The following is a 26,113-nucleotide window of genomic DNA, read 5'->3' on the forward strand; positions in this document are numbered from 1 at the left end:
AGCGCTTCGGCTCGTGTGTCTCGACTTCGCTCGACACGAACGGATGGCGGGGTCAATTCAATGCGAAGTCCGCTTCGCCCGCTTGATCGTCCCTGAAAAGCTCAGCACCGCTTCCTCGGTTCCATCTGCACCCACACGCAGGATCGTGCCGCGCGCGAATACCAGGCTCCCGCCCGCCCGCACGCACTCGCCTCGCGCGGTCAGCAGGTCACCGGCCTGCGCCCCACTCACGAATTCGGAATTCATCGTCACGGTCACGCCGGACACTTCCTCGCCGCCCGATGCCGCTACCATGAACAGAGAAAAGTCTGCAAAGGTCATCAGCGAACCGCCGTGGACGATGCCGTGCCCGTTGAGGTTCTTGGTCTCGGGCCGAAAGCCGGTGACGATCCCGCGCTCATCGCGCTTCACAAAGAATGGGCCTACGCCATCCTCGAACGGATCGTGGCCAGACCACTTCCACCATCCGGCCCAAGGCCCATCGGCCACCCGTTCAAACCCGCCCCGGATCGGAGCCTCGTCGCTTTTGTTCATTGATCCGCTTTAAGCGGACAGTTGAAGGGCTGTCTAGGCCACTTCCTGCGGTGTTCGCGCCATCATCTGTGTGGCCAGTGTACGGCCTGAAATCCAGGCGTTCTCCACGCGCGGCCCAAGCAGCCAGTCGCCGCAAATGCCGATCTTCGAATTGGCACTCCACAACGCGCCCAGATTGCTTCCGGTCGACATGGCATAGCGCCAGCGATGCGCCGAAGCCACAACCGGCGTGGGCATCACCATCCCCAGCGCTTCTCCCAGCGCTCCCAACAACGCCTGCGCCACGGCATCGGCATTGTCTTCGATATGCTGTGTGGACCAATGCGGACTGGCTTGGACCACCCATGTTTCCGGCCCCTTGCGACCAGGCTTTGCCCCGTTGCGCGCCGCCCAGCTGATCAGCCCCGCCTCGCGCACTGTGTCAGCCTTGCACGGGATCCGGTCTTCAAAGGCGAACATGCCGGTCCAGCACGGCTGTGATCGTGCGGCAAGTGCGGTTGATGCCAGCGAAAGGTCATGTAGCGCCACGATCGCCGCTGCCTGTTCTGGCGGGAGCGAGACCACCACGGCATCGAAAGGCCCCTTCTGCGAGCGTTCGCCGTCGGCTTGCTCACCCGCCAGATGCCAGCCGCCCTCGCGCCGCACCAGCCCGCGCACGTGCCAGCCAAACGTCACGTCGTGCTGATCGGCCATTTCCTTGACCACGGCGTTCATCGTCGGCACGCCAACCCACGCGCCGGTCCCGGCAGCGGGCCACGGCGAAGCCACGCCGCTGGCAGACCAGCGCGCCACTTGCGCCATGAAAGCCGGGTCGCGCACCGTGAAGTATTGCGCGCCATGATCGAAATGCGCTTCGCCCAATGGCGTCACCATGCGCCGGGTGGACATGCGCCCACCGGGGCCGCGCGACTTGTCGAACAGGGCAACCGTATGTCCGGAGCGAACGAGTTGGGCTGCGCACGAGAGACCGGACATCCCCGCGCCAACAATGGCAACATGCATTTTCTTGGGTTCTTTCGGGGGTTCTTGCGGGGCGTCAGCCACGTCCCATAAGCGCCAGAACTTCTTTGCGGCTGCTGGCATCGGTCAGGAAGCAGCCCAGCATCCGGCTCGTCACCATGCCCACGCCGTGCGTGCGCACGCCGCGCCCGGTCATGCAGCCATGCTGCGCTTCGATCACCACGGCCACGCCATGCGGCTGCAGGTGTTCCTGAATGCAATGCGCCACTTCGGCGGTCAGCCGCTCCTGCACCTGCAACCGGCTGGCAAAGCCGTGGAGCACACGCGCCAGCTTCGAAATGCCCACGACCCGGTCCTTGGGCAGATAGGCGATGGAAGCGGTGCCGGTGATCGGCGCCATGTGGTGTTCGCAATGGCTCTGGAACGGAATGTCCTTCAGCAGCACGACCTCGTCATACCCGCCCACTTCCTCGAACGTGCGCGACAGATGTGCACCGGGATCTTCCGCATAGCCGCGACAATATTCCCGCCACGCCCGCGCCACGCGCTTTGGCGTATCGATCAGGCCTTCGCGGGTTGGCTCGTCGCCCGACCAGCGCAGAAGCGTGCGGATTGCCTCCTGCACATCGTCAGGCACGATCAGCTTGCCATCTTCGCCGGTGACATCGGCCATGCCGGTGGATGCGGCAATGGAAGGGGAATAGACGTTCATCGGCAGCTCCGCTCCGGCGAGATGGTATGTGTCGGAAGGCTGTCCGGATGCGCTTCTGCCCGCATGCGGACAACCCGGACCAAAGGGCACGGATTGGAAACCTGCCGCAAAGTGCGTATAAGAGCCTCATGTCTATTTCAGAGATGATCAGTTCCAGCCCGACGGCCGCCGTCATCAGCAATCCGCGCTTGCCGGACAACCCGATCATTGCCTGCAATGACGCGTTCGTCGAACTGACAGGCTACAGCCGGGACGAGATCATCGGTCGCAACTGCCGCTTCCTGCGCGGCTCGGGCACAGAGGATGACAAGGCCCGCATTTTGCGCGACGGCATCTGGCGCAAGCAGCCCGTCATGGTCGAGATCGTGAACTACAAGAAGGACGGCACGCGCTTCCGCAACGCCGTCATGGTCGCCCCCATTTTCGATGCTGAAGGCGAAGTGGAATACTACCTCGGCTCGCAGGTGGAAATCGCCGAAGATCAGGGTCAGGCCAATGACTTGCGCCGCAATGATGCCACTGATCGTGTCGACCGCCTCAGCCGCCGCCAGAAGGAAATTCTGATCCTCATGGCCGCTGGCAAGCTCAACAAGCAGATCGCTTATGAGCTTTCGCTCAGCGAACGCACGGTCAAGATGCACCGCTCCGCCGTGCTAAAGGGCTTGGACGTAAAGACCAGCGCCGATGCCATCCGCGTGGCCATTGAAGCGGGCTTCTGAACCGTCAGCCGGGCACCGCTTTTGCACCCTCGATCCGAAACTCGCACCACGCCCCACCGGGATCGAAGTTCAGGTCCACCCCTGCTATCCCGGGCTGGGGCATCAGCAGCCGCGTTCCCAGGCCATCACGCGCGGGCGGGATGACCCGCGGCCCGTCCTTTTCGGCCCAGAGCAGATAAAGCGTCGACCCGTCCGGCCCGATAAACCACGATAGGTCCACGCGCCCTCGCTCGGTCGAAAGCGCACCATGCTTGACCGCATTGGTGCACAGTTCATGCAACCCCATGATCAGCGGAATGCAGCTTTCTGTCGGCAGAAGACACTGCTCTCCGGCCATCTTGATCCGCCCGTCTCGGTCAAACGGTGCCAAGGTCTGCTGCGCCAGTTGCGGCAATCGCCCTTCTGCCTCGGCGCCGATCTGCAACAGGTCACTTGCAGCGGCCAGTCCCTCGATCCGCTGGCTGAACTCCTTGAAGAAATCCACCGGTGACGCCGCCTTCGGCCCGCGCGACGCGATGGCCTGAATCAGTGTCAGCATGTTGCGCACCCTATGGCGCAGTTCGCGGTTGTAGACCTCCTGCTGCGCGTTCAGCGCAGCCAGCGCCCGCACCGACCGACGCAGCAGGGCGCCTGTGGTTATGATCAGCGCTGCCGACATTGCAAACAGACCGAAAAACACGATCCGCACTGTGCTTATATCCCTGAACCACGCGCCGCCGCCAAACAGCCGCTGCGAAACCATCGCCGCGATCAGCGCGAATATCGCCGCATAGCGCGCGCGCAGCGCCAGCGAGGCGATCACCAGGCTCGGCCAGAAGGTGAGGAACGGCAGCCCCAACGCGCCACCATCGACGCTCGACCGCAGCGCAATCGGCACGACCAGCAGGCCTGCGCACCACAGCAGCGATTCCGCAAACGAGCGATCCCGTTCAACCAGCGCGCGCATAAGTGCGCCGCTCGACAGTTGCTTACCTTGCAAAAACCGTCTCCAGGGCGCGCGATATCGACCCGACATCGTCATTTGTCCGTTTCGGACCTTGTAAGCCGCCCTTCGACCCGAATTCAAGAATTATTACTGAAATTCTTCGCCATTTCCGTGGCTTCGCTCACGCGGCCCGCGCCACGATTGCGGTTATTTTGGCTGGCCGAGACAGTGCAATGCAGCATCTTTCGGTAAAGAAGACCTGCAACAGGTGGCATCATCATCAGGCCACGGTTGGCCGGGCGGGGGGTGCAATTCCGCCCGGCCTTCCGGGGAACCGGTAAACTGTGCTGATCGCTGGCTAAAAGTCAGGCCTCGCCTACGCCCTTGCGTGATGCGGATGTGCTTTCAGCGACATTGACGATCGAACGGCCAAGCATCTCCAGCGTCTGGTCCATCGCTGCCAGCCCGCGAAAGGTCAGGCACACGAACGTGCGCCGACCGTCACGGCCGTCATCCTCGCGTTCCACCAGGCCGCGCGCCTCCAGAATGCGCAGCCAGCGCAGTGCTGTGGTTGGCGGAACATGCGCGCCGATACAGGCGCTTGTGGTGGGAACCCGCCGATCTTCACGCGCGGCGATGTAGAGATCGAGCAGGATGTCCCACGTCGGCTCGCCAAACAGGTCGGCTGGCAGCGCCTTGTGGCGGCGGCGACGCACGGCATAGATCTCGCGTGCAATCGCGGTGTGCCGCGCTTGCGCTTCGGCATCGACCAGATCGGGCGACGCAACGGTTTCGACAAGACGGGCATGCCCGCGACGGCCGCTGGTCGAGAGGTCAGCGCTGCCAATCGTGGCGCGCATGGAACGGACGGTCATTGAAGTGCTCCCCAGTTGATTAAGGCCGGATTGTTGAAATCAGTTGGCTACAGGTCTTCCGATCACGAAGGGGCACGCCCCGCCGATCCGGCAGTCCAGTATGTTGAGGGTGATTGCATTGACCTTCCCCAAGGTCATTGATGCAATCAGGCGAAATGTAAGGCGGATTCGCTCATGTCAGGCGCCAGGCGTGGTATTGGCCAATTCGCCCGATCCGCCGCAGGTGCGCCATCGTGCCTGCGAAGAGCGTGAGGCCTTGTATGCCGACCGGAAGCTGGGTCATCGCAAAATAGCCATATCGGACGAGCGACAGATCAATGATTTTCGCTGCATGCGATACCATCACGATGATCTGGGCGGCACAGGCGATCATCGGCCATCCACGGTTTGCCCGCAAGGCAACCCACATCAGCGCAATCATCACCCAAGCGTCGATGACCAGATGTCCGGGATTTATCGAGAAAAACCCCGGATCGCCGAACAGGGCGTGATTGACTATGTCCAGCCCTGTTGCAGCAATCATGATCGTCGCCACCAACCGTTCCGGTTCTTCGCCCTTTAGAAGAGCGAAGAAGAGAATGCCGGCAACCACCAACTTGTAAGACCAAATCACTTCCATCGGCGGAACCTATCGCAAGACATGTGCCAATCCGAACCGGTCACGCAGCGCGCACGAGTCCGATGGTATGTCCGGCGTCGCCAGCAGAGCCTGCGGGCGGGCAATCGTCGGCAAGGCCAGATCCCATTTCGCGGCCCACATCGAGCAGCTTGCCGTGAACACGTGCCATTTCGCCGCTGGCGTCGAGAATAGCCTTCTGGCTTGCTGCAAGCCGAAGCAGCGCCTCCTGTCCGGTAAACGGCCCTACGGCGGTTTCGCGGCGGGCGCGCACCATCGTGGCAAGCAGGTTGGCCTGACGGATCAGGGCTTCATCCAGCGCGGCTTCCGCTTCATGCAGATCGCGGGTGATGCGCAAGCCGTGAATGGCAACGGCGTTGGACGCCCGAGTGCTCGGCGATGTACCGGTGGATGTGGTGTTGGCGGCGATTGCAGTGACAGTTTTCATGGTGGCTCCCACCTGCCGATCTTGCGATGCGTCAGGTCCCTAACAAAAAAGGATGGCAGCGCCCCCGCGCCGGTCATCCGGTTCCAGAAGGGAAATGTCGTGCAGGGCTGCTATCCAATCGGCCTGCGGATATTCCTGCCCGGTCATCGGGCGGTCTATCCTATCGGCGCGAAACTGCCCGATCCACTTCGATCAGTCAGCGATCCAGCAGGGTTGAAAGCTGCGCGTACATGCTCAGCCCTCCCAGCAAAATCAGGATCATGAACACCGTCAGGCCGCCGATAAATCCCAGCCGCATGAGGGTGCCGTGTGGCCCTTCAAACATTTCCGGGAGAACGCGGTGATAGACAATGTCGTTGTCCCCAACCGTCGCTGAAAGCGCTGGTATAAGGCCGACATTGTTTCCGAACTCGGTCTCGGGTGTTGTTGGCACCTGAACCGGAAACTCCGCCGGAAACTCGTCGTCAGTCGCGTTCTCCTGAACCGGTATTGCACCGGGAAGCGGCGGAAAGCCTACATGGGAATGTTCATATACGGGTTGTTCGTATACCTCGACGAGCCGCCGATAGGCCTGCGCCACTTCGCCACGGGTGGCCACACCCAGCTTTGAACGCGCAAACATGATGCGCTGATCCACCGTATGCGGCGATATGCCGAGGATGCGCGAGATTTCCTTCGAAGTCTTGTGCTGGATCAGGAGGTCAAGCACCTCCCGCTGTTTGGAAGTCAACTCGACCAGAGGATTCTCGAACAGCTCACCACCCACTGTCATCATTATATCGCACCCTTGGAGGCCTTCACCCTTACAAGGGTAAATGAACAACCATTCTATAATGCCCGAGTAACCCTGATATTCCAATGCTTCTTTCGTTAACTGAACCCTTCTGGATGAGTCACCACGGGTTTCTGCGGCACTCAGGCCGATGTCGGCCAACCGGAATATGTTCAGCGCTGTCTACAAGGCGTGAGGCGGCTCGAAATGACGTGGCCCCACGGGTGCTGGGCCGCGAATCGCCTACCGCTTCCCACCTTGCATAAGATAGGGAATCGGATAGCGCCTCGAAGGGGGCATTCGGCGCAGCATGAGCTCCGGGAACCGTCAGGGCCAGGAACTATCAGGGCCAGGAACCATTAGGGGAAGCGCTTGCAGTTCGGGAAATCGCAACGTCGCAGTTCTGGACGGGTGGTGGCCACTGGTCGGGCCGTGCTGGCGCTCGCGTTTCTTCTGGCGTCGGGGCTGGAGCCGCAACCGATACTGCGCGAATCAAGTGCCAGTCTGCTGTTGTTGAGCGTCTATCTCTGCTGGGCAGCGGGCCTCATGGTCGTCGCCTGGCGTAGTTGGTGGTTCGATTATGTGCTGGCACCGGGCGCGCAAGGCATCGATATCGCCATGTTCGTCGGCGCTGTTTTTCTTGCCGAAAGCCGGAACAGCGAATTCCAGAGTCCCTTTCTTGCTTTCGCGGCCTTTCTCCTGATCGCGGCGATGGTCCGCTGGAACTGGAGGGCGACGGCCCTTACCGCAGCCACGTTGCTGCTGACCAACATACTGTTCGGTCTGGTCATGTATCAAACCGGGTTCGACATCGATCTGCTCCGGCTCTCCCGGCGCACCCTCTACATCGTGCTGCTGTCGACCATGCTGATCTGGCTCAGCATGTCGCGTGGGGGAGGGCGGATGGCCGCCATGCCAGAGCCGCAGGGTATTCCAGGAGAGCGGCGCGATGTCGTGGTTGATGGCGCGCTTGCGTTTATCGCTTCATTGCTTGGCGCACGCAGGGCTGCCTTTGCCTTTGCCAGCAGCGAAGAGCCGTGGATCGAACTGCGCGAATTTGGCCCGCAAGGCGTTGCGTCGCGTCGGCTAGAACCCGAGCAGTTCGCCGACGAACTGCTTGCGCCGCAGCGCACCGCACTTTTCGATATGGTCAGGCAACGCGAACTCGTCGAAGCCGATGACAGCGGTCTGCTGGTGGCGAAGTCCGGGACGAATGCCGGTACGGCAAGTCCACGACTGGCGCTTCAACTTGGCATCGATGAAGGATTGATCGTGCCGGTCCAGTGCGCCACCGGCTCGGGGCAGATCCTTGTGTGGGATGCCGAAAGCCTGAGCTTTGACGATATTCGGTTGCTCGCGGCATTTGGCGATGAACTCGCACGCGCGCTTGATCGGGAAGAGATGGCGCGGCTGGCGCGGGTCGGGGTTGAAACCGGGGTCCGGCAGGCGGTGGCGCGCGATCTGCATGACAGTGTCGCCCAGTTTCTGGCGGGTACGCTTTTCCGGCTCGAAGCGTTGCGCCGCTGGATTCACGAAGGCAACGATCCCGATGGAGAGATCAACTCGATCAAGAACGCGCTGCGCCGCGAACAGGCCCAGCTGCGCGTCCTGATAGAGCGGTTGCGGCGCGGCCAGGAAGGCGATCGTCGCACCGAGATTGCCGATGAACTTCAAGCCCTGCTGACAGAGGCCGGGGCACATTGGTCAATCGCGACCGAACTGCTCGCGCCGCCACAACCTCTGCTCGTCCCGGTGGAACTCTCCTACGAAATCCGTCAGATCGTGCGCGAGGCCATTGCCAATGCCGCCCGTCACGGCAATTGCGGCAAGGTGAGCGTCGCGATAACACATACCAAAGGGCAATTGCGGCTCAGCATCATTGATGATGGGTCGGGTTTTGGCGATTCTTCTGTTGCGCCTCAGCGCCCACGGTCCATCAGTGAGCGGGTTGAAGCGCTCGGCGGACATTTTGAACTCCACACGGGCGCGGGCGGTGCTCGTCTCGAAATCGCTCTGAATACCGGAGAACTCGCATGATACCTGTCCTCGTGGCCGACGATCACGGCTTTATCCGCGCCGGTGTCGAGGCCGTCCTGCGGGGCACTCGCTTCTCGATCGTCGCGGCCACTGCCAGCGGCGAGGAGACGCTCGATGCGATCAAGACGCACGACCCGGCAATTGTCCTGCTCGATATCAATATGCCGGGCATGAACGGCGTTCAGGCACTCGAAGCCCTGCGTGAGCGTGGTGACAAGCGGCCAGTGGTCCTGCTCACTGCCGGGATCAATGACCGGCAGCTTATTTCCGTCATGCGTGCAGGTGTCGAAGGCATCGTCTCGAAAGACGGTGGCGAAGATGGCTTGATTGACGTGCTGGAAAAAGTTCATTCCGGTCAGAAGGCGATCCAGTCCGATTTTCTGCAGCGTGCGCTCGATCTCTCGCTCAAGCCCAGCATCCAGGGCCCGCTGTCCAAACTGAACCCGCGCGAACGCAAGATCACCGCGCTCGTCGCTCGCGGAATGCGCAACCGCGATATCGGTGCCGAACTCGGCATCGGGGAGGGGACGGTGAAGGTCTACCTCCACACCATCTACCAGAAGCTCGGCATCGAAAATCGCACCGAACTCGCGCTGATGGCGGTGAATGAACAGGACGGGTGAGGGGGGATCAATTCTCCCCGTTCAGGCGTTAGCCCCGGCATGATCGCCCGCACTCTTCCGTTCGCGCTGCTCCTGCTCGCCGCCACGCCTGCCCACGCTGAATGGATGAGCGGCGAACAGCTCCACGAAACCTGCGCCGCACCCACGCCGGTAGACCGCGCCATGTGCGTCACTTACGTGATGGGCGTGCTCGATGGTTTCCGCGATCTCGACCGCCCGCCTGTGACCCCGCCCGAAGCCAGCGCGGGCGAGGTGCGCAGCATCGTTGCCCGCTACCTCGCCGATCACCCCGAAAAGCGCGCGCTGCAGGGCCGCGAAGTCATCCGCGCCGCCATCGTGGCGGAGTGGCCAAAGCTCCAGCCCGCCAAACCGAAACCCAAGCCTAAACCCAAACCCCGCAAAAAGCGCCGCTAGGCCGGTTCCAGCAGCACACTCGCCGCTGCCGTATTGCTGATCGGGATGTGGTAGTTCCGGCTCACCTCGGTCATCGCCGCATCGCCCATCGCTCCGCGCGCGGCAATCCAGTTGAGGATTTCCACCCCCTGCGTCCCTGCCAGCTCGGCCACCTGCTCGGCCGAATGCCCGGTCAGCGCATCGGGATTGGCGGCAAGGTTGTCCAGGCAGAACAGGTCATAGTCCGGGTTCATGAACCCCGCGCGTGCCCCGTCCAACTGGTGCGAAAGCCCCCCAGTCCCGCAGATCAGCACGCGTTCATCGCCCGCCCACGATTGCAGCGCCCGATGCACCGCCCGCCCCAGCGCCAGACACCGCTTCGGGCTGGGCAGCGGGTACTGCACCGTGTTTATCGAGATCGGCACCAGCTTGATCGGCCAGCTTTCCACCCCCGGATAGACCAGCTCGAACGGGATCGACACCGCATGGTCCACCAGCATCTTCTGGCATGTCGTGATGTCGAACTCGTCACGCACCAGCGCATCGATCACATGCCACGATAGCGCCGGATGCCCTTCAAAGCTCTTGTAGACCGGCAGCCCCCAACCTTCGTCGGCATTGTCATACTGCGGCGCGGCACCCACCGCAAAGGTCGGCATCGTGTCGAGAAAGAAGTTCAGCCCGTGGTCGTTGGAAAACACCACCGCCACGTCAGGCTTCGCCTCAGCCAGCCATTCGCGGATCGGCGGAAAGCCTGCGAAGAACGGCTTCCAATAGGGCGTCTCCTGATCCCCCCGCACAATCGCGCCGCCAATGCCCGGCACGTGGCTGGTGAAATACCCCCCGATGATCTTCGCCATCACACGTTCTCCTTCACATGCGCGCCCACCGGAACCTTGTCCGCCCAGCGCACCAGCATCGCCTTGAATTCGTCAACCGACATGCCGGTCTGCACCGCGCCCAGATCCTGCACGCCAAGGCCAAAGATCCCCGCCAGCTTGGCGAGGTAATAGACGTTCCCGCCCGCCTCCAGCATCGCCAGCACATCGCGCCGCGCCACCGCATCGCGCTGCTCGGGCGTCAGGCCGAACTTCGCGCAATAGGCCTCCTCGTCGGCCACAAAAGCCTCACGGTTCGCCTTGTCATTGAACGAAAAGCACATCGCGTTCAGCGCAAAGCCGCGCGTCGCCAACCCGCCATCGAACAGCGGAATTGCGCGCCGCCGCTCGTTATCTTCGCTCACAGGATCGAAAGTCATCGAATCGCCCTCCCAAGGCTGGCCGAAAATGCCTGATGGGGACAATTCATATGCAACACATACAATCCCGCCTTGACCCAGATCAAAGCAGACCACTGACCGTTGCGCCCCTCCCGCAGGCGGGAGGGGCGCTCAACACACTCCCCTCCCGCAGGCGGGAGGGGTTGGGGGAGGGCATGTCGCGCACGCCACATTCCTTAACCACCCCATAGGTAACGTAACGGAATTTCCCCACCCCCAGCAATGACGTAACCCAACGTCATGCCGCTCACCAACGCCGACCGCCAGCGCCGCTATCGCCAGCGCTTGAAAGCGAAGGCCTCCGGCGCGAACGTGGTGGAGCAAGTCCGCATAGCGGTAGAGCGGGCCATCCAGGCACTGTGGGCCTATCATGAACGGCCCGGTCCCGGCGGCGTCTCATGGGCCGCGATTGATGGCTGCCAGACGCTCGGCCAGTACCGTTCAGAGCTTGAACGCTCGCCCGCCAACCTCATCCAGGCCTGCCGCGCCTTCCTCCCCGGCTTCGAAGGCCTCACGCCTGACGAGGCCCGCACCGTGGCCGACGTCATTGAAATCGCCGACGCCCTGCGCCTCGCCACGCCCACGCCCATCCACATCCCGGAAGTCGCCTGAATCCAAAGCCCGCCCCCGAAGCACTTCATCCCGCATCGCCAGCAACCGCGCATGCAGCGATTCCCGCACCACCTCCGCCCGCGCAAAGTCCTCCGCCTCCCGCTCCGCCGCCCACTTGGCTTTCAGAGCCTCGTACACCGGATGCCCCTCGCGCAGATCGGCCAGCTTCACCGCGCCATACTTCTCCGGCCGCCGCGATCGCAGCAGGAACATCAGCAGCGCCGTATTGTGGTGCGTCCAGTGGGTAACGACCTTCCCGCGTGAGACCACCGGTCGCTCTTCGCCCGCAATCGCCCGCTCCAGCGCACAATCCTCCAGCCGCGAATACCCCCGCTCCACCGCCGCATCCCAGGCGTGTGCAAAGCCCTCCGCCCCCTCCCGATGCCGCAACTTGTAAAGCGCCTCCATCGACGCCCCGATAGACCGCGCCGCCTGAGTGACGATCCCCGTAGCCGCCAATGTCGCGATGAACCGCCGCTGTTTGTCAGGCGTGATGGAATTGCGCCGGGGAGCGGCGTGGATATAGGGTGCAAAATCCAGCACCTCGTCGTCCGCCGCCACCTCGTCTGAACGCACCACGCGCGATGTCCGCCTGTTCTGCCTTGCCATGCAGTGCAAATAACCTATTTGGTTAAATGTAGGAAAGGGAAAACTTCCCCGGGCTGAGCCTGCCGCTTGAAGCACGTGACTTGGCGACAGGCCTGACTGGCATCAATCAGCGCCGTTCGGCCGAGCCATGTTTAACAATCGTCAGATAACGGACGAGCGTTCAAGATCGTAGACATCGATCTGTTCAGCAACGAAGCGGTCCTGAAGTGCATCGGGTCCGTTCGCTTCGGCATAGTCTGCCTCTGCGGTCGATATCGGAATAATTTGCAGAAACGCCACAGTCCGAGTTTCAAGCTGCTGTGATTCCATATCCCAAAGAAATGGATCGACCAGCATGGCGTGCTGCATCACAAAATCCGGATGATACAGCGCCACGACATCTTCCAGTATTTCACCGGGACCGATGTTTGCGCCGTCGTTCATGGCTTCGAAAGCGCAACTTGCCAAGATATGCGCGCCGTGCTGGTAGCCCGCTCCGCAAGCCATCACCAGTTCGACCCGCAAATCCTTGCCATTCGCCTCCAGACCGATGTCATGTGTGGCGAAATCGAGCGTAGCATATGTCTTTACGCCCTGCTCTGGCCGATCGTGCACGGCCATGATGTCAACCTTGCTTACCTCTTTACTGTCGCCAACCCCGATGATCTCCGAAGATTCTCCAAGCTTGGCCTCAAGATAGGCAAAGACTTTCAGGCTGTCGTTGCTGGGTGTCGTGGTCACTTCGGTTTGCTGCCTTTCCATGCCCCCGTTGGCGCCTCCAGCGAGTGGCCGCGATTGGTGGAAGGCAACTCCGGACGATAATGCTTGGGGTTGTTGTGCTCGTCAAGAAACTGCTTGCGCTTGATGCCGCGCTTCATTGCATCTTGCTGGTGCTTCTTGAACTCATAACCCGGCTTGTGGCCCATGTCCCATTCGTCGGTCTTTTTCATCGGCTGCTTGGTCTTCGGATCTCGAACCTTGCCGTCCTTGCCCTTGGCTGCGTCCCAGGCCTTGTCGCGCACACCCTTGCGAAAGCCGGATGGCCGATCATAGGTTTTGGGAACTTTCCTTGCAGGCTTGGGAGCCGGCTTCGAGGCGGGCTTGGGCTTCGGAATGGTAGCTTTTGCCTTCGGGCATTTGGCTATCGACTTTGCAGTTTTGGTAGCGGCCTGTTTGCCAACCTTCTTGATCGCTGCGGTCGCCGCCTTCTTGGCTGCATGCTGCACCACTTTCTTCGCAGCGTACATCAGGGCCAGCCTCGCTGCGGCGCCCACGATAAGTGGCAAGACCATGATCGGCTATCCGTCGCTAGGCCGCGTCAACTGACGCATCGAGCAGGTCGTGGATGCGCTGGACGGTGTCATCGCCGCCCTGCACATAGTCCCTCACCGATGGATATGTCAGCGTATCAGGGCCAAAGCATAATGCCATCGCACATAGCAGGCCGAGCGCCTCCTCATCGTCGACGTCCCACGATTGCGCCAAAGCCATCGTCTGCCGCACCAGACCGCACAAACCCTCCCACCCAAGAGCCTGCGCATCCTGCGGCATTTCTTCCCACAACGTCTTCGCAACATGGTAGGCAAACGCATCGCCATGAGCCTTGCCGATGCGCTCAAAGGTGGCGCTGGAAATTTCGAGCATGCCCTCCCACTCGCCTTCCTGCACGGACGAATCGCCCGAAAGCCTTAAACTATAGTGCCAATAATAGCGCCGCCCGCAATGCGCTGCGGTGACCTCGCGCACACCGAACCCCCGCGCCTCGGCGACAACCGCCACCACGCCAAACCCGACAGAGGCAGAAAACAAGAAAAATGCGACGGCCATCGCCCTCACGCTTCTGGAAATGGGAGCAAACCGCACCCCCACCCGCACCCCCGCGCAGGTGAGGCCTTCAGCCGGTTTAAGGAAAGCTCCATGCGCACGCATCCCGCATCCCGCATCCTCCCGATCTCCACCTTCTCAGCTTCGCCCTTGATGCCTGAATTGAAGGCTGCTGGCCTTGGCAGTGGGGTCAGCGCAAAGACAAAGCCCCCGAAGGCCGGTCGCCAGTGCATTGATATAGGGAAAGGGGCCGCAGGGAGAGGAAATGCGAGGGTCATCCGGAATGGTCGCCACGTTTCCGGACGCCGTGCGCATGAATGTTCAAACACTTACCGGCTTGATTGCGGAACTCCATCGCAGAAGTAGCTTCGGCCACTTCGAATCCCTTGACCCCGCCCACAAACCCGCCTAAGCGCCCGTCCTTCCACAGGTGCGGCTTGTCCAAACCTCGTGGCTTGAGCTGAACATTGCCGGTGCGTCTCCGCTCACCCTGAGCTTGTCGAAGGGCCGAAGATAATCCGTCAAAGTAACCCGGCGACGAATGTTGCGGGTGGAGCGTTTCGGTTCGTGATCGCTTGAGGGCGGGGCCTTATGTCCCCGCGCACACGCTTTTGCGGCATCCGCGATCCTTCACCTTTGGCACCAGCGCCACCAACACAGGTGAAGAGTACTTCATGCCCACAATCAATCAGCTGGTCCGCAAGGGCCGCGAACCGCAGAAGGCCAAGTCCAAGGTCCCTGCGATGGAGCAGAACCCGCAGAAGCGTGGTGTTTGCACGCGCGTTTACACGACCACCCCGAAGAAGCCGAACTCGGCTCTCCGCAAGGTCGCCAAGATCCGCCTGACCAACAGCCGCGAAGTCATTTCGTACATCCCGGGTGAAGGCCACAACCTGCAGGAGCACTCGGTCGTGCTCATCCGCGGCGGCCGCGTCCGCGATCTTCCCGGCGTTCGCTACCACGTCCTGCGCGGCGTGCTCGATACGCAGGGTGTCAAGGATCGCAAGAAGTCCCGCTCGAAGTACGGCGCCAAGCGCCCGAAGTAAGCCAATTGGTCAGGTCCGGTTCCGGCCCGCTCCCCCACCCGGCTACCCTACCAAGGGTAGAATATGGGTGGCCGGGTGGGGGAGCGGGCCGGAACCGGAAGGCACGCCCGGATGGGCGGGCCGCACTCCGAAGGAGTTAAAAGTATGTCACGTCGTCGTCGTCCGGAAAAGCGGGTCATCCTGCCCGATCCCAAGTTCGGTGATCAGACCCTGTCGAAGTTCATGAACAATCTCATGCTCGATGGTAAGAAGTCGGTTGCAGAAAGCATCGTCTACGGTGCGCTCGAAACCATGCAGACCCGTGCGAAGGCGGACCCGGTCCAGCTCTTCCACGATGCGCTGAACAATGTCCGCCCGCAGATCGAAGTGCGCTCGCGCCGCGTCGGTGGTGCTACCTATCAGGTTCCGGTCGAAGTTCGCCCCGAACGTGCCCAGGCGCTCGCCATCCGCTGGCTGATCACCGCAGCGCGCAACCGCAGCGAAACCACGATGGCCGCGCGCCTCTCGGCCGAACTGCTCGATGCTGCGAACAACCGTGGCAACGCTGTGAAGAAGCGTGAAGACACCCACCGTATGGCCGACGCGAACCGCGCGTTCAGCCATTACCGTTGGTAAGTCTTTAAACGGTCACATCCGTAACCATATGGGCGGAGCCTCGCAGGCTCCCCCATATTTCCAAGGAAAAGCATCATGGCACGCAGCCATCCGCTTGAGCGTTATCGCAACTTCGGCATCATGGCGCACATCGACGCCGGCAAGACGACGACGACCGAGCGCATCCTCTATTACACCGGCAAGTCCTACAAGATCGGCGAAGTCCATGACGGCGCCGCCACGATGGACTGGATGGAGCAGGAGCAGGAACGCGGCATCACGATCACGTCGGCCGCCACCACCTGCATCTGGAACGACCACCGCCTCAACATCATCGACACCCCCGGCCACGTGGACTTCACCATCGAAGTCGAACGTAGCTTGCGCGTGTTGGACGGCGCTGTCGCCGCCTTCGATGGCGTCGCCGGCGTCGAACCGCAGTCGGAAACCGTATGGCGCCAGGCGGACAAATACAAAGTCCCCCGCATGTGCTTCATCAATAAGTTGGACCGCACCGGCGCCAACTTCTACTACTGCGTGCAGACGATCATCGATCGCCTCGGCGCGAAGCCAGCGGTGCTTTATCTCCCGATTGGCGCGGAAGCTGATTTCAAGGGACTCGTTGATCTCGTCGAGAACCGTGCGATCATCTGGAAGGACGAGGCGCTGGGCGCTGAATTCTTCTACGAGGAAATCCCTGCCGACATGGCCGACAAGGCCGCTGATTATCGCAACCAGTTGATCGAACTTGCCGTTGAGCAGGACGATGACGCGATGGAAGCGTACCTTGATGGCAACGAGCCTGATGTGGCGACGCTCAAGGCGTTGATCCGCAAGGGCACGCTGAACCAGTCGTTCGTTCCGGTGATCTGCGGCTCGGCGTTCAAGAACAAGGGCGTTCAGCCCCTGCTCGACGCCGTTGTGGATTACCTGCCTTCGCCGCTCGACATCGAGGACGTGCAGGGTGTCCACCCTGACACGAACGAGCCGGACAGCCGCGCTACGGCGGACGATGCACCGTTCTCGGCGCTGGCGTTCAAGATCATGAACGACCCGTTTGTCGGCTCGCTCACCTTCACCCGCATCTATTCGGGCACGCTCAACAAGGGCGGCTACCTGAATTCGGTGAAGGGCAAGAAGGAAAAGGTTGGCCGCATGCTGCTGATGCATGCCAACAGCCGTGAAGACATCGATGAAGCCTTCGCTGGCGACATCGTGGCGCTGGCCGGTCTGAAGGAAACGACCACGGGTGATACCCTGTGTTCGGAAAAGCAGCCGATCATCCTCGAGCGCATGGAATTCCCCGAGCCGGTGATCGAACTGTCGGTGGAGCCGAAGACCAAGGCCGACCAGGAAAAGATGGGCATTGCGCTCAATCGCCTCTCAGCCGAAGATCCTTCGTTCCGCGTTTCGACCGATCACGAATCCGGCCAGACCATCATCAAGGGCATGGGCGAACTTCACCTCGAAATTCTTGTCGACCGCATGAAGCGCGAGTTCAAGGTCGAGGCGAACGTCGGTGCGCCGCAGGTGGCCTATCGCGAATACCTGGCCAAGCCGATCGAGCTTGACCACACCCACAAGAAGCAGTCGGGCGGCACTGGCCAGTTCGGCCGCATCAAGGTGAAGGTCACGCCGGGCGAGCGCGGTTCGGGCTTCAGCTTCAAGGACGAAATCAAGGGCGGTAACATTCCGAAGGAATATATCCCCGCGATCGAAAAGGGTTTCCGTGAAACCGCATTGACCGGTTCGCTGATCGGCTTCCCGATCATCGACTTCGAAGTGCTGCTTTACGACGGCGCCTATCACGACGTCGACTCGTCGGCTCTGGCCTTCGAAATCTGCGCCCGTGGTGCGATGCGTGAAACCGCCCAGAAGGCCGGCATCAAGCTGCTCGAGCCGATCATGAAGGTGGAAGTGATAACGCCCGACGAATACCTCGGTGACGTTATCGGTGACATCAACTCGCGTCGTGGCCAGATTCAGGGCACCGATTCGCGTGGTAACGCCCAGGCTGTCACCGCAATGGTGCCGCTGGCAAACATGTTCGGTTACGTGAACCAGCTTCGCTCGTTCACCCAGGGCCGTGCAAACTACTCCATGTTCTTCGACCACTACGACGAGGTTCCGGCAAACGTCGCAACCGAGCTCAAGGCGAAGCTTGCATAAGCGCACGGATAGCATTAGGGGCGGCGCTCGATTCAGCGGGTGCCGTCCATTTCCCGCAGTATCTGCACACATTGAAAAAGAAGGTTTGAACAATGGCCAAGGCTAAGTTTGAGCGGACCAAGCCGCACTGCAACATCGGCACCATCGGTCACGTTGACCACGGCAAGACCACGCTGACCGCCGCAATCACCAAGGTTCTCGCTGAGACCGGTGGCGCGACGTTCACGGACTACGCGAACATCGACAAGGCTCCTGAAGAGCGCGAGCGCGGCATCACCATCTCGACCGCACACGTCGAGTACGAAACCGCCAACCGTCACTACGCACACGTCGACTGCCCAGGCCACGCTGACTATGTGAAGAACATGATCACCGGTGCTGCCCAGATGGACGGCGCGATCCTCGTCGTGAACTCGGCTGACGGCCCGATGCCGCAGACCCGCGAGCACATCCTGCTTGCCCGCCAGGTCGGCGTGCCTGCTCTGGTCGTGTACATGAACAAGGTCGATCAGGTCGACGACGAGGAAATCCTCGAGCTCGTCGAGCTGGAAATGCGCGAACTGCTCAGCTCGTATGGCTTTGAAGGCGACGACATTCCCTTCGTCAAGGGTTCGGCTCTGGCCGCTCTCGAAGGCCGCGACGATGCCATCGGTCGCGATTCGATCAACGCCCTGATGAAGGCCGTTGACGAGTGGATCCCGCAGCCGCCGCGTCCGACCGACAAGCCGTTCCTGATGCCTGTGGAAGACGTGTTCTCGATCTCGGGTCGTGGCACCGTTGTGACCGGTCGCGTCGAGACCGGTATCGTCAAGGTTGGTGAAGAAGTCGAAATCGTGGGCCTCAAGGACACGCAGAAGACTGTTGTCACCGGCGTTGAAATGTTCCGCAAGCTGCTCGATCAGGGTGAAGCTGGCGACAACATCGGCGCACTGGTGCGCGGCGTGAAGCGTGAAGACGTTGAGCGTGGTCAGGTTCTCTGCAAGCCCGGTTCGGTTACGCCGCACACCGAGTTTTCGGCAGAAGTCTACGTGCTGTCGAAGGATGAAGGTGGCCGTCACACGCCGTTCTTCGCCAACTACCGCCCGCAGTTCTACTTCCGCACCACCGACGTGACCGGTGAAGTTGTCCTTCCTGAGGGCACCGAAATGGTCATGCCAGGCGACAACCTGTCGCTCTCGGTCAAGCTGATCGCTCCGATCGCGATGGATCCAGGTCTGCGCTTCGCAATTCGCGAAGGTGGCCGTACCGTCGGTTCTGGGGTTGTCAGCACGATCTCGAAGTAATATAGGCCGCGCACCGGCGGGGAGATTCGCTCTTCCCGCCGGTCGGTTTTTTACGACTGATCGCTTTTTGGCAGTTGGCCCGCTCTCCCCGAGCTTCAGATAATGGGGTGGGGTAGAGGGCAGGTTAGCTGACTTTTTTGTTTCGCTCTTTCGCATCGGTAAACGGACATGGACGCCCAGAATATCCGCATTCGCCTTAAGGCCTTTGATCATCGTGTGCTCGACCAGGCCACTGGAGAAATTGCAGATACCGCCCGCCGCACCGGCGCGCTGATCCGGGGTCCAATCCCGCTTCCGACGCGCATCGAAAAGTTCACGGTCAACCGTGGCCCGCACATCGACAAGAAGTCGCGCGAGCAGTTCGAAGTCCGCACCTACAAGCGCCTCCTCGACATTGTGCAGCCCAATGCTGCCACTGTGGATGCGCTGATGAAGCTGGACCTTGCCGCTGGCGTGAACGTTGAGATCAAGCTCGCTTAAGCGAGTTTACCCCCGCGTAGTCGGGGGTCTTGACCGGTTGGGCTGACCGTATCAGTCCCGGAATTTACAGGTGGTTTTCGGACTGCCTGAAATCCCCGCCTTCGCGGGGAAGCAAAGACAAGAGCTGGTGGAAGCCAACTCAAGACCTTCACCCCGGTTTCATGCCGAGTGAAGGGCCAGAGTTTCCGGGGTAACAAAAGCCTCGTTGACAATGGGATACCTCCGGCGCCGCGCCATTTCCGGGAAACCGGGTGAGCATAGCCGGGCAAGCGTCCCCCGATTGCTTCTGCGTCTAGTGGAAGTATTCAGCCCGGTCGGGGGCGCGCTTCACATACGGGCTGAACACGCATGTCGGGATGGGCCTGGCATGCCTCTGTTATGGAGTATGGATCATGCGCACCGGCGTGATCGCGAAGAAGGTGGGGATGACTCGCCTTTTCCAGGAAGATGGACGGCACGTGCCGGTCACTGTCCTGTCGCTAGAAAATTGCCAGGTGGTTTCGGTTCGCACTGAAGATCGTGACGGTTACGTTGCGGTTCAACTCGGTGCAGGCCAAGCCAAACAAAAGAACGTTGCCAAGCCGCAGCGCGAGCATTTTGCCAAGGCAGAAGTTCCGCTGAAGATGGAAGTCGCCGAGTTCCGCGTCGCAGAAGACGCGCTGCTCGAAGTCGGCTCGACCATTGCTGCTTCGCACTTCGCCAACGGCCAGTATGTCGACATCTCGGGCAACACGCAGGGCAAGGGTTTTGCCGGTGCGATGAAGCGTTGGGGTTTCGGAGGCATGCGCGCCACCCACGGTGTTTCGATCTCGCACCGTGCCCACGGTTCGACCGGTAACCGTCAGGATCCAGGTCGCGTCTTCAAGAACAAGAAGATGGCCGGCCACATGGGCGATCGCCAGCGCACCCAGCAGAACCTCGAAGTCGTCCGCACGGATGATGAGCGTGGGTTGATTTTCGTGAAGGGTTCCGTGCCCGGTTCGAAGAACGCCTGGCTGCTGGTTCGTGATGCCGTCAAGGTCTCGCGCCACGCTGAAGCGCCCTATCCCGCTGGCCTCAAGCAGGCCGCCAACAGCAATGACTCGGCAGCTGCCGACACCCCGGCGGATAACGTCGCGGCTGTCGAAGCCACCGAAGGTCAGGAGGGCTAAGTCGTGAAGGTTCAGATCCTCAATCTCGACGGCTCTGTCGGCACGGGCGAAGTTGAACTGTCGGAAGACGTGTTCGGCATCGAACCCCGCGCAGACATCCTGCACCGCGTTGTCACCTGGCAGCTCGAAAAGCGTCGCGGCACTGCCCGCAAGGCGCGTGAGCGTTCGGACGTTGCCCGCACTGGCAAGAAGTTCGGCAACCAGAAGGGCGGCGGTACGGCTCGTCACGGTGATCGTGCAGCTCCAATCTTCATCGGTGGCGGCAAGGCTCACGGACCTCGCGTTCGTGACTTCAACCCTTCGCTGAACAAGAAGGTTCGTGCGCTCGGTCTGAAGATGGCGCTGTCTTCCAAGGCCAAGGCCGGTCTGGTGGTTGTCGACTCGCTCGACATCGAAGCCAAGACCAAGGCTCTGGTTGCAGAACTCGGCAAGGCCAACTGGGGCCGCAAGGTTCTGGTGATCGATGGCGATGCGGTGAACGACAACTTCGCCAAGGCTGCGCGCAACATCATCGGCGTGAACGTCCTGCCCGCGATCGGTGCCAACGTTTACGACATCCTGAAGCATGACACGCTGGTGCTGACGCGCTCTGCTGTCGAACAGCTGGAGGCGCGTTTCAATGGCTAACGCAATCGACACGCGTCACTATGACGTGATCGTGGCTCCCCACATCACTGAAAAGGCGACGCTTCTCAGCGAGCACAACGCCGTGGTCTTCAAGGTTGCCGAAAAGGCAACCAAGCCGGAGATCAAGGCAGCGGTCGAAGCCCTGTTCAACGTCAAGGTCACCAAGGTGAACACCCTGACGCAGAAGGGCAAGACCAAGCGCTGGAAGGGCAAGCCCTACAAGCGCTCCGACGTCAAGAAGGCTGTCGTGACCCTGGCCGCAGGCCAGTCGATCGACGTCACCAGCGGGATCTGAGGCTAGACCATGGCACTCAAGAGCTATAATCCGACCAGCCCCGCACGGCGCGGCCTGATCCTCGTCGACAAATCGTCGCTGTGGAAGGGCAAGCCGCTCAAGGCGCTGACCGAAGGCAAGTCGAAGACCGGCGGCCGCAACAACAAGGGTCATGTGACATCGCGCGGCATCGCCGGTGGTCACAAGCAGAAGTACCGCTTCATCGACTTCAAGCGTCGCAAGTGGGACATGCCGGCAACTGTCGAGCGTCTGGAATATGACCCCAACCGCACGGCGTTCATCGCTCTCATCAAGTATGAGGACGGCGAACAGACCTACATCATCGCACCGCAGCGTCTTGCGGTTGGTGACTCGGTCGTCGCTGGCGAAAAGACCGACGTGAAGCCTGGCAATGCCATGCTGCTGTCGCAGATGCCGGTTGGCACGATCATCCACAACGTGGAGATGAAGCCGGGCAAGGGCGCTCAGATCGCACGTTCGGCAGGCACCTATGTCCAGCTCGTCGGTCGTGACCGCGGCATGGTCATTGTTCGCCTGAACTCGGGCGAGCAGCGTTACCTGCGCGGTGACTGCATGGGCACCGTTGGTGCCGTGTCGAACCCCGACAACGCCAACCAGAACCTTGCGAAGGCCGGTCGTAACCGCTGGCTGGGCAAGCGTCCGCTGACACGTGGCGTCGCCAAGAACCCGGTCGATCACCCGCATGGTGGTGGTGAAGGCCGTACTTCGGGTGGCCGTCATCCTGTGACTCCGTGGGGCAAGCCTACCAAGGGCGCCCGCACCCGTCACAACAAGTCGACGGACAAGATGATCATTCGTTCGCGCCACGCGAAGAAGAAGAGGTAACAACCATGGCACGTTCCGTCTGGAAGGGCCCCTTCGTCGACCTGCACCTGCTGAAGAAGGCGGAAGCCTCTCACGGTGCTGGTTCGCGCGCGGCCCCCATCAAGACATGGTCGCGTCGTTCGACCATTATTCCGCAGTTCGTTGGGCTGACCTTCAGCGTCTACAACGGGCACAAGTTCATCCCGGTCGCCGTCTCGGAAGAGATGGTCGGCCACAAGCTCGGCGAATTTGCACCCACGCGCACGTTCCCCGGCCATGCTGCTGACAAGAAGGGCAAGCGCTGATGAGCAAGCCTAAAGCACCCCGTCGCGTTGGCGACAAGGAAGCGCTGTCGGTTGGCACGCAGATCCGTGGTTCGGCCCAGAAGCTGAACCTCGTGGCTGCGCTGATCCGTGGTCTGAAGGCCGAAGAGGCCATGAACATCCTTTCCTTCTCGAAGAAGGGGATGGCGGTTGATGCCCGCAAGGTTCTCGCCTCGGCGATTGCCAATGCGGAAAACAACCACAACCTCGACGTCGATGCACTGGTCGTGGCGGAAGCCTCGGTTGGCAAGTCGATCACGATGAAGCGCTTCCACACCCGTGGTCGCGGCAAGTCGACCCGCATCCTGAAGCCGTTCAGCCGGCTGCGGATTGTGGTTCGCGAAGTTGAGGAGGCCTGATCATGGGTCATAAATCAAACCCCATCGGTCTGCGCCTGCAGATCAACCGCACCTGGGACAGCCGCTGGTACGCCGAAGGGCGCAACTATGCGCAGATGCTCAAGGAAGACCTTGCGATCCGCAAATTCATCGTCGAGACCCTGCCGCAGGCAGCGATCTCGAAGGTGGTGATCGAGCGCCCGGCCAAGCTGTGCCGCGTGTCGATCTATGCGGCGCGTCCTGGCGTGATCATCGGCAAGAAGGGTGCAGACATTGAAAAGCTGCGCTCGAAGCTGGCCGCGATGACCAACAGCGAAGTGAAGCTGAACATTGTCGAAATCCGCAAGCCGGAAATCGACAGCAAGCTTGTCGCTCAGGGCATTGCCGACCAGCTGATCCGCCGCGTGGCTTTCCGTCGTGCCATGAAGCGCGCGATGCAGTCGGCCATGCGTCTCGGCGCCGAGGGTATCAAGATCACCTGCGGTGGCCGTCTCGGTGGCGCAGAAATCGCCCGCGTGGAATCATACCGCGAAGGTCGCGTGCCAGCACATACGCTGCGCGCGAACATCGACTATGCTGAAGCCGAAGCGCTGACCGCCTATGGCATCATCGGCATCAAGACCTGGATCTTCAAGGGTGAGATTCTGGGTCATGATCCGATGGCGCAGGACCGACTGATGATGGAAGCACAGACTTCCGGCGTCCGTCCGGCACGCTGAGCCTCGAGGGTAGAGAAGCACCATGCTGCAACCGAAGAAAACCAAGTTCCGCAAGACCTTCAAGGGCCGTATCCACGGTCTGGCCAAGGGCGGTACGGACCTGAACTTCGGCTCCTACGGCCTCAAGGCCATGGAACCGGAGCGGGTTACCGCTCGTCAGATCGAAGCTGCCCGTCGTGCGATCACGCGCCACATTCGCCGTCAGGGCCGTCTGTGGATCCGCATTTTCCCCGACGTGCCGGTTTCGAAGAAGCCTGCTGAAGTCCGTCAGGGCAAGGGCAAGGGTTCGATTGAATACTGGGCAGCCCGCGTGAAGCCGGGTCGCATCCTGTTCGAACTGGACGGCGTCCCTGGTCCGCTCGCAGCCGAGGCTTTCAGCCGCGCCGCGATGAAGCTGCCGATCAAGACGAAGGTCGTCGCCCGCCTGGGTGATACTTCGCACCTTGGTGGCGAGTGATTGGGAGTCGAATGATGGCCAAGATCGAAGACATTCGCGCCAAGAGCGACGACCAGCTGTCAGCTGACCTCGCCGAGCTGAAGCGCGAGCAGTTCAACCTGCGTTTCCAAGGCGCGACGAACCAGCTTGAGCGCCCGGCGCGCATCAAGGAAGTCCGTCGCGACATCGCGCGCATCAAGACGCTGCAGACTGAGCGTTCTCAGTCGGCCCAGGCGTAAGGAAGCTACTATGCCCAAGCGTATTCTGGTCGGAACCATTGTTTCCGACAAGACCGACAAGACCGTGGTCGTGAAGGTCGAGCGCAAGGTGAAGCACCCGTTGTACGGGAAGATCATCCGCCGCTCGAAGAAGTATCACGCCCATGACGAGGCGAATGCCTTCAAGACCGGCGAGACTGTGCGCATCGAAGAGACTGCGCCGATCTCGAAGCTGAAGACGTGGAAGGTCATCGACCGCGTCACAGCCGGCAAGGGCACCGCTCTCGAAGCGGACGTCTGAGCAGTTTGGGGTTGCTTTGCGGCGGAAGTCGTATAGCGGACCCCAACCAGTTTTTGGAACTGCCGGACTGGTTCCGGCAAGCCAGTGAGAAGGAACCGGATCAATGATCCAGATGCAATCCAATCTCGACGTGGCGGACAACAGCGGCGCAAAGCGCGTCCAGTGCATCAAGGTACTGGGTGGCTCCAAGCGTCGGTTCGCAAGCGTCGGCGACATCATCGTGGTGTCGGTCAAGGAAGCGCAGCCGCGTGCGCGCGTCAAGAAGGGCGACGTTCATCGCGCCGTCATCGTGCGTACCCGCAAGGATGTCCGCCGTGCAGACGGTTCGGTCATCCGCTTTGACGGCAATGCTGCCGTGCTCGTCGGCAAGAACGAAGAGCCGATCGGCACGCGTATCTTCGGACCTGTGGTGCGTGAACTGCGCGCCAAGGGCTTCATGAAGATCATCAGCCTTGCGCCGGAGGTGCTGTAATGGCTTCCGCTAAGATCAAGAAGGGCGACACTGTCGTCGTTCGTTCAGGCAAGGACAAGGGCCGTACCGGCACTGTCCTGCAGGTTCTTCCCAAGGACGAGAAGGTTATCGTGCAGGGCGTGAACATCGCCGCACGTCACCGCAAGCCCAGCCAGACCAACCCTCAGGGTGGCATCGATCGCTTTGAAGCGGCGATGCACATTTCGAAGGTTTCGGTAGCCGACAAGGATGGCAAGCCCACCCGCGTCCGCTTCGAAGAGCGCGACGGCAAGAAGGTCCGTGTGGCCGTCAAGTCCGGGGAGGCCATCGATGTCTGACAAATACACCCCGCGTATGCGGTCGAAGTATGACGCCGAAATCGCAGCCGCGATGCAGGCCAAGTTCGGCTACAAGAACGCAATGGAAATCCCGCGCATCGAAAAGATCACGCTCAACATGGGCGTGGGCGAAGCGAGCCAGGACAAGAAGAAGGTCACGATCGCAGCTGCCGAAATGGAGCTGATCGCTGGCCAGAAGCCCGTCATCACCAAGGCGAAGAAGTCCATCGCGCAGTTCAAGCTGCGCGAGGGCATGCCGATCGGTTGCAAGGTTACCCTGCGCCGTGAACGCATGTATGAATTCCTCGACCGTCTCATCACCATCGCAATGCCCCGCATCCGCGACTTCCGTGGGTTGAACCCGAAGTCGTTCGACGGCCGCGGCAACTATGCGATGGGTCTGAAAGAGCAGATCATCTTCCCAGAGATCAGCTACGACCAGATCGAGAAGGTGCGTGGCATGGACATCATCGTCACCACCACCGCCAAGACCGACGACGAAGCGCGCGAGCTGCTCCGCCTGTTCGGTTTCCCGTTCCCGCAGGAAGTTGCTGAAGAGCAGCAGGCTGCCTGAACGTTGTTGGCTCACCAGAATTGAAGAA

At 61.1% G+C, this 26,113-nt stretch carries 36 protein-coding genes; 22 read left to right on the top strand and 14 right to left on the bottom strand.

All coding sequences use genetic code 11. The features are described from left to right. Positions 1-57 precede the first annotated feature (57 nt). The 3 genes from Q8R81_RS04880 to folE are packed head-to-tail and all read right to left on the bottom strand — an operon-like array spanning position 58 to position 2,167. On the bottom strand, positions 58-534 hold the full coding sequence (locus Q8R81_RS04880; protein WP_305616323.1) for a PaaI family thioesterase: 477 nt from the start codon (positions 532-534) through the stop codon (positions 58-60). Between the two features lie 33 nt (positions 535-567). Beyond that, positions 568-1,536, bottom strand: coding sequence for an NAD(P)/FAD-dependent oxidoreductase (locus Q8R81_RS04885; RefSeq protein WP_305616324.1), 969 nt, complete (start codon positions 1,534-1,536; stop codon positions 568-570). A 34-nt stretch (positions 1,537-1,570) separates the two neighbouring features. Continuing rightward, positions 1,571-2,167, bottom strand: coding sequence for a GTP cyclohydrolase I FolE (gene folE / locus Q8R81_RS04890; RefSeq protein ID WP_305616417.1), 597 nt, complete (start codon positions 2,165-2,167; stop codon positions 1,571-1,573). A gap of 167 nt (positions 2,168-2,334) precedes the next feature. On the opposite strand from folE, the gene Q8R81_RS04895 reads away from it, so the two are divergent. After that, positions 2,335-2,925, top strand: coding sequence for a PAS domain-containing protein (locus Q8R81_RS04895; protein ID WP_305616325.1), 591 nt, complete (start codon positions 2,335-2,337; stop codon positions 2,923-2,925). Between the two features lie 4 nt (positions 2,926-2,929). On the opposite strand, the gene Q8R81_RS04900 is transcribed toward Q8R81_RS04895, so the two are convergent. From Q8R81_RS04900 to Q8R81_RS04920, 5 genes are all read right to left on the bottom strand, one after another. Further along, on the bottom strand, positions 2,930-3,871 hold the full coding sequence (locus Q8R81_RS04900) for a sensor histidine kinase (RefSeq protein ID WP_305616326.1): 942 nt from the start codon (positions 3,869-3,871) through the stop codon (positions 2,930-2,932). A gap of 344 nt (positions 3,872-4,215) precedes the next feature. Continuing rightward, positions 4,216-4,725, bottom strand: coding sequence for a MarR family transcriptional regulator (locus Q8R81_RS04905; protein WP_305616327.1), 510 nt, complete (start codon positions 4,723-4,725; stop codon positions 4,216-4,218). Between the two features lie 172 nt (positions 4,726-4,897). Continuing rightward, positions 4,898-5,344 carry a hypothetical protein gene (locus tag Q8R81_RS04910; RefSeq protein WP_305616328.1) on the bottom strand — a complete coding sequence of 149 codons (447 nt, stop codon included), beginning with the start codon at positions 5,342-5,344 and terminating at the stop codon, positions 4,898-4,900. Between the two features lie 40 nt (positions 5,345-5,384). Further along, positions 5,385-5,789 carry a hypothetical protein gene (locus Q8R81_RS04915; RefSeq protein WP_305616329.1) on the bottom strand — a complete coding sequence of 135 codons (405 nt, stop codon included), beginning with the start codon at positions 5,787-5,789 and terminating at the stop codon, positions 5,385-5,387. A gap of 196 nt (positions 5,790-5,985) precedes the next feature. Beyond that, complete coding sequence (locus Q8R81_RS04920; protein WP_305616330.1) at positions 5,986-6,723, bottom strand: sigma factor-like helix-turn-helix DNA-binding protein; 738 nt, start codon at positions 6,721-6,723, stop codon at positions 5,986-5,988. Positions 6,724-6,975: 252 nt separating this feature from the next. On the opposite strand from Q8R81_RS04920, the gene Q8R81_RS04925 reads away from it, so the two are divergent. The 3 genes from Q8R81_RS04925 to Q8R81_RS04935 are packed head-to-tail and all read left to right on the top strand — an operon-like array spanning position 6,976 to position 9,635. Next, positions 6,976-8,598 (top strand): sensor histidine kinase, encoded by a 1,623-nt coding sequence (locus Q8R81_RS04925; protein ID WP_305616331.1) that lies wholly within the window; start codon positions 6,976-6,978, stop codon positions 8,596-8,598. Between the two features lie 11 nt (positions 8,599-8,609). Next, positions 8,610-9,221 (top strand): response regulator transcription factor, encoded by a 612-nt coding sequence (locus tag Q8R81_RS04930; protein ID WP_305616332.1) that lies wholly within the window; start codon positions 8,610-8,612, stop codon positions 9,219-9,221. A gap of 39 nt (positions 9,222-9,260) precedes the next feature. Continuing rightward, on the top strand, positions 9,261-9,635 hold the full coding sequence (locus Q8R81_RS04935) for a Rap1a/Tai family immunity protein (RefSeq protein WP_305616333.1): 375 nt from the start codon (positions 9,261-9,263) through the stop codon (positions 9,633-9,635). Here the strand turns inward: Q8R81_RS04935 and Q8R81_RS04940 are convergent. From Q8R81_RS04940 to Q8R81_RS04965, 6 genes are all read right to left on the bottom strand, one after another. Continuing rightward, complete coding sequence (locus tag Q8R81_RS04940) at positions 9,632-10,474, bottom strand: class III extradiol dioxygenase family protein (protein ID WP_305616334.1); 843 nt, start codon at positions 10,472-10,474, stop codon at positions 9,632-9,634. The two genes, Q8R81_RS04935 and Q8R81_RS04940, sit on opposite strands and share 4 nt — an antisense overlap. Further along, positions 10,474-10,872 (bottom strand): protocatechuate 4,5-dioxygenase subunit alpha, encoded by a 399-nt coding sequence (locus Q8R81_RS04945; protein WP_305616335.1) that lies wholly within the window; start codon positions 10,870-10,872, stop codon positions 10,474-10,476. Before Q8R81_RS04945 ends, Q8R81_RS04940 begins: the two co-directional genes overlap by 1 nt. A gap of 462 nt (positions 10,873-11,334) precedes the next feature. After that, positions 11,335-12,114, bottom strand: coding sequence for a hypothetical protein (locus Q8R81_RS04950; RefSeq protein ID WP_305616336.1), 780 nt, complete (start codon positions 12,112-12,114; stop codon positions 11,335-11,337). Positions 12,115-12,255: 141 nt separating this feature from the next. Further along, positions 12,256-12,834, bottom strand: a complete 579-nt coding sequence (locus tag Q8R81_RS04955) for a suppressor of fused domain protein (protein WP_305616337.1) — start codon at positions 12,832-12,834, stop codon at positions 12,256-12,258. Then, the gene (locus tag Q8R81_RS04960) at positions 12,831-13,340 is read right to left on the bottom strand and encodes an HNH/ENDO VII family nuclease (protein WP_305616338.1); all 510 of its coding nucleotides are present in this window, start codon (positions 13,338-13,340) and stop codon (positions 12,831-12,833) included. Before Q8R81_RS04960 ends, Q8R81_RS04955 begins: the two co-directional genes overlap by 4 nt. Positions 13,341-13,401: 61 nt before the next feature. Next, complete coding sequence (locus tag Q8R81_RS04965) at positions 13,402-13,902, bottom strand: hypothetical protein (protein WP_305616339.1); 501 nt, start codon at positions 13,900-13,902, stop codon at positions 13,402-13,404. Between the two features lie 689 nt (positions 13,903-14,591). Here Q8R81_RS04965 and rpsL point away from each other — a divergent pair. The 18 genes from rpsL to rplE all read left to right on the top strand — a co-directional run bounded on the left by rpsL (position 14,592) and on the right by rplE (position 26,085). After that, positions 14,592-14,963, top strand: a complete 372-nt coding sequence (gene rpsL, locus Q8R81_RS04970; RefSeq protein ID WP_305616340.1) for a 30S ribosomal protein S12 — start codon at positions 14,592-14,594, stop codon at positions 14,961-14,963. A 144-nt stretch (positions 14,964-15,107) separates the two neighbouring features. Beyond that, on the top strand, positions 15,108-15,578 hold the full coding sequence (gene rpsG / locus Q8R81_RS04975) for a 30S ribosomal protein S7 (RefSeq protein WP_292632077.1): 471 nt from the start codon (positions 15,108-15,110) through the stop codon (positions 15,576-15,578). Between the two features lie 75 nt (positions 15,579-15,653). Further along, positions 15,654-17,726, top strand: coding sequence for an elongation factor G (gene fusA, locus Q8R81_RS04980; RefSeq protein ID WP_305616341.1), 2,073 nt, complete (start codon positions 15,654-15,656; stop codon positions 17,724-17,726). A gap of 92 nt (positions 17,727-17,818) precedes the next feature. Next, a complete protein-coding gene (gene tuf, locus Q8R81_RS04985) occupies positions 17,819-19,009 on the top strand; it encodes an elongation factor Tu (RefSeq protein WP_305616342.1) in 1,191 nt (396 codons plus the stop codon). Positions 19,010-19,177: 168 nt separating this feature from the next. Then, positions 19,178-19,489 carry a 30S ribosomal protein S10 gene (gene rpsJ / locus Q8R81_RS04990; protein WP_039334374.1) on the top strand — a complete coding sequence of 104 codons (312 nt, stop codon included), beginning with the start codon at positions 19,178-19,180 and terminating at the stop codon, positions 19,487-19,489. A gap of 392 nt (positions 19,490-19,881) precedes the next feature. Continuing rightward, positions 19,882-20,640, top strand: coding sequence for a 50S ribosomal protein L3 (gene rplC, locus Q8R81_RS04995; protein WP_305616343.1), 759 nt, complete (start codon positions 19,882-19,884; stop codon positions 20,638-20,640). Between the two features lie 3 nt (positions 20,641-20,643). Next, complete coding sequence (gene rplD / locus Q8R81_RS05000) at positions 20,644-21,267, top strand: 50S ribosomal protein L4 (protein ID WP_305616344.1); 624 nt, start codon at positions 20,644-20,646, stop codon at positions 21,265-21,267. Next, positions 21,260-21,562: a 50S ribosomal protein L23 gene (locus Q8R81_RS05005; RefSeq protein WP_305616346.1), complete on the top strand. Its 303-nt coding sequence runs from the start codon at positions 21,260-21,262 to the stop codon at positions 21,560-21,562. Before rplD ends, Q8R81_RS05005 begins: the two co-directional genes overlap by 8 nt. Before the next feature lie 9 nt (positions 21,563-21,571). After that, on the top strand, positions 21,572-22,408 hold the full coding sequence (gene rplB, locus Q8R81_RS05010) for a 50S ribosomal protein L2 (RefSeq protein ID WP_305616347.1): 837 nt from the start codon (positions 21,572-21,574) through the stop codon (positions 22,406-22,408). Positions 22,409-22,413: 5 nt separating this feature from the next. Next, positions 22,414-22,692: a 30S ribosomal protein S19 gene (rpsS, locus tag Q8R81_RS05015; RefSeq protein WP_305616348.1), complete on the top strand. Its 279-nt coding sequence runs from the start codon at positions 22,414-22,416 to the stop codon at positions 22,690-22,692. Then, complete coding sequence (gene rplV, locus Q8R81_RS05020) at positions 22,692-23,069, top strand: 50S ribosomal protein L22 (protein ID WP_305616349.1); 378 nt, start codon at positions 22,692-22,694, stop codon at positions 23,067-23,069. Before rpsS ends, rplV begins: the two co-directional genes overlap by 1 nt. Before the next feature lie 2 nt (positions 23,070-23,071). Continuing rightward, complete coding sequence (gene rpsC, locus Q8R81_RS05025) at positions 23,072-23,767, top strand: 30S ribosomal protein S3 (protein WP_305616350.1); 696 nt, start codon at positions 23,072-23,074, stop codon at positions 23,765-23,767. Between the two features lie 22 nt (positions 23,768-23,789). After that, positions 23,790-24,224 carry a 50S ribosomal protein L16 gene (gene rplP, locus Q8R81_RS05030; protein WP_305616351.1) on the top strand — a complete coding sequence of 145 codons (435 nt, stop codon included), beginning with the start codon at positions 23,790-23,792 and terminating at the stop codon, positions 24,222-24,224. Between the two features lie 11 nt (positions 24,225-24,235). Further along, positions 24,236-24,442 (top strand): 50S ribosomal protein L29, encoded by a 207-nt coding sequence (gene rpmC, locus Q8R81_RS05035; RefSeq protein ID WP_305616352.1) that lies wholly within the window; start codon positions 24,236-24,238, stop codon positions 24,440-24,442. A 10-nt stretch (positions 24,443-24,452) separates the two neighbouring features. After that, positions 24,453-24,722, top strand: a complete 270-nt coding sequence (gene rpsQ, locus Q8R81_RS05040) for a 30S ribosomal protein S17 (RefSeq protein ID WP_305616353.1) — start codon at positions 24,453-24,455, stop codon at positions 24,720-24,722. A 103-nt stretch (positions 24,723-24,825) separates the two neighbouring features. Further along, a complete protein-coding gene (gene rplN, locus Q8R81_RS05045) occupies positions 24,826-25,194 on the top strand; it encodes a 50S ribosomal protein L14 (protein WP_305616354.1) in 369 nt (122 codons plus the stop codon). Continuing rightward, positions 25,194-25,511: a 50S ribosomal protein L24 gene (gene rplX / locus Q8R81_RS05050; RefSeq protein WP_305616355.1), complete on the top strand. Its 318-nt coding sequence runs from the start codon at positions 25,194-25,196 to the stop codon at positions 25,509-25,511. The genes rplN and rplX overlap by 1 nt, the downstream gene beginning before the upstream one ends. Then, entirely contained in the window at positions 25,504-26,085 is a 582-nt protein-coding gene (rplE, locus tag Q8R81_RS05055) for a 50S ribosomal protein L5 (protein WP_305616356.1), read from the top strand. Before rplX ends, rplE begins: the two co-directional genes overlap by 8 nt. Positions 26,086-26,113: the final 28 nt, after the last annotated feature.

It is taken from the genome of Novosphingobium sp., from assembly GCF_030696665.1.
Lineage (GTDB): Bacteria > Pseudomonadota > Alphaproteobacteria > Sphingomonadales > Sphingomonadaceae > Novosphingobium.

Excerpts from the sequence above, each read along its gene's own strand:
- Q8R81_RS04880 (WP_305616323.1), bottom strand. The coding sequence starts at position 534 with ATGAACAAAAGCGACGAGGCTCCGATCCGGGGCGGGTTTGAACGGGTG.
- Q8R81_RS04885 (WP_305616324.1), bottom strand. The coding sequence starts at position 1,536 with ATGCATGTTGCCATTGTTGGCGCGGGGATGTCCGGTCTCTCGTGCGCA.
- folE (WP_305616417.1), bottom strand. The coding sequence starts at position 2,167 with ATGGCCGATGTCACCGGCGAAGATGGCAAGCTGATCGTGCCTGACGAT.
- Q8R81_RS04895 (WP_305616325.1), top strand. The coding sequence starts at position 2,335 with ATGTCTATTTCAGAGATGATCAGTTCCAGCCCGACGGCCGCCGTCATC.
- Q8R81_RS04900 (WP_305616326.1), bottom strand. The coding sequence starts at position 3,871 with ATGCGCGCGCTGGTTGAACGGGATCGCTCGTTTGCGGAATCGCTGCTG.
- Q8R81_RS04905 (WP_305616327.1), bottom strand. The coding sequence starts at position 4,725 with ATGACCGTCCGTTCCATGCGCGCCACGATTGGCAGCGCTGACCTCTCG.
- Q8R81_RS04910 (WP_305616328.1), bottom strand. The coding sequence starts at position 5,344 with ATGGAAGTGATTTGGTCTTACAAGTTGGTGGTTGCCGGCATTCTCTTC.
- Q8R81_RS04915 (WP_305616329.1), bottom strand. The coding sequence starts at position 5,789 with ATGAAAACTGTCACTGCAATCGCCGCCAACACCACATCCACCGGTACA.
- Q8R81_RS04935 (WP_305616333.1), top strand. The coding sequence starts at position 9,261 with ATGATCGCCCGCACTCTTCCGTTCGCGCTGCTCCTGCTCGCCGCCACG.
- Q8R81_RS04940 (WP_305616334.1), bottom strand. The coding sequence starts at position 10,474 with ATGGCGAAGATCATCGGGGGGTATTTCACCAGCCACGTGCCGGGCATT.
- Q8R81_RS04945 (WP_305616335.1), bottom strand. The coding sequence starts at position 10,872 with ATGACTTTCGATCCTGTGAGCGAAGATAACGAGCGGCGGCGCGCAATT.
- Q8R81_RS04950 (WP_305616336.1), bottom strand. The coding sequence starts at position 12,114 with ATGGCAAGGCAGAACAGGCGGACATCGCGCGTGGTGCGTTCAGACGAG.
- Q8R81_RS04960 (WP_305616338.1), bottom strand. The coding sequence starts at position 13,340 with ATGTACGCTGCGAAGAAAGTGGTGCAGCATGCAGCCAAGAAGGCGGCG.
- rpsL (WP_305616340.1), top strand. The coding sequence starts at position 14,592 with ATGCCCACAATCAATCAGCTGGTCCGCAAGGGCCGCGAACCGCAGAAG.
- rpsG (WP_292632077.1), top strand. The coding sequence starts at position 15,108 with ATGTCACGTCGTCGTCGTCCGGAAAAGCGGGTCATCCTGCCCGATCCC.
- fusA (WP_305616341.1), top strand. The coding sequence starts at position 15,654 with ATGGCACGCAGCCATCCGCTTGAGCGTTATCGCAACTTCGGCATCATG.
- tuf (WP_305616342.1), top strand. The coding sequence starts at position 17,819 with ATGGCCAAGGCTAAGTTTGAGCGGACCAAGCCGCACTGCAACATCGGC.
- rpsJ (WP_039334374.1), top strand. The coding sequence starts at position 19,178 with ATGGACGCCCAGAATATCCGCATTCGCCTTAAGGCCTTTGATCATCGT.
- rplC (WP_305616343.1), top strand. The coding sequence starts at position 19,882 with ATGCGCACCGGCGTGATCGCGAAGAAGGTGGGGATGACTCGCCTTTTC.
- Q8R81_RS05005 (WP_305616346.1), top strand. The coding sequence starts at position 21,260 with ATGGCTAACGCAATCGACACGCGTCACTATGACGTGATCGTGGCTCCC.
- rplB (WP_305616347.1), top strand. The coding sequence starts at position 21,572 with ATGGCACTCAAGAGCTATAATCCGACCAGCCCCGCACGGCGCGGCCTG.
- rpsS (WP_305616348.1), top strand. The coding sequence starts at position 22,414 with ATGGCACGTTCCGTCTGGAAGGGCCCCTTCGTCGACCTGCACCTGCTG.
- rplV (WP_305616349.1), top strand. The coding sequence starts at position 22,692 with ATGAGCAAGCCTAAAGCACCCCGTCGCGTTGGCGACAAGGAAGCGCTG.
- rpsC (WP_305616350.1), top strand. The coding sequence starts at position 23,072 with ATGGGTCATAAATCAAACCCCATCGGTCTGCGCCTGCAGATCAACCGC.
- rplP (WP_305616351.1), top strand. The coding sequence starts at position 23,790 with ATGCTGCAACCGAAGAAAACCAAGTTCCGCAAGACCTTCAAGGGCCGT.
- rpmC (WP_305616352.1), top strand. The coding sequence starts at position 24,236 with ATGATGGCCAAGATCGAAGACATTCGCGCCAAGAGCGACGACCAGCTG.
- rpsQ (WP_305616353.1), top strand. The coding sequence starts at position 24,453 with ATGCCCAAGCGTATTCTGGTCGGAACCATTGTTTCCGACAAGACCGAC.
- rplN (WP_305616354.1), top strand. The coding sequence starts at position 24,826 with ATGATCCAGATGCAATCCAATCTCGACGTGGCGGACAACAGCGGCGCA.
- rplX (WP_305616355.1), top strand. The coding sequence starts at position 25,194 with ATGGCTTCCGCTAAGATCAAGAAGGGCGACACTGTCGTCGTTCGTTCA.
- rplE (WP_305616356.1), top strand. The coding sequence starts at position 25,504 with ATGTCTGACAAATACACCCCGCGTATGCGGTCGAAGTATGACGCCGAA.